Raw genomic sequence first — 279 nt, forward strand, 5'->3', positions numbered from 1 at the left:
TTCTTTAAGAAAAAAAAGAGCGATCCCGAAAAATATCCATTACCTGAGATGGATGAAAGAATCGAAAAGATGAGTTTAAAACTTATGGCGCAAATTTTCGGCCTCTCTCATTTAATCGGTTCTGCGATACTATTTATTATATATATCACTGACAAAAACTCGATGATACGAGTTGAGTATGCCTTGTATTATTTGTTTGGCATTCTTTTCTTTACAATGATGTTCGGATTAAGAATTGTAAAGAAATTAGACAATTAATCCAAACAAAAAGCCCCTCCT

At 32.6% G+C, this 279-nt stretch carries 1 protein-coding gene; it reads left to right on the forward strand.

The genetic code is table 11. From position 1 onward, the window contains the following. Positions 1–258, forward strand: a 258-nt coding sequence (locus SB658_RS23400) for a hypothetical protein (RefSeq protein ID WP_410602675.1), incomplete at its 5' end; no start/stop codon positions are given. Positions 259–279 lie beyond the last annotated feature (21 nt).

The sequence above is a fragment of the Bacillus sp. SIMBA_008 genome (assembly GCF_046535495.1).
In the GTDB taxonomy this organism is placed as follows: domain Bacteria; phylum Bacillota; class Bacilli; order Bacillales; family Bacillaceae; genus Bacillus; species Bacillus subtilis.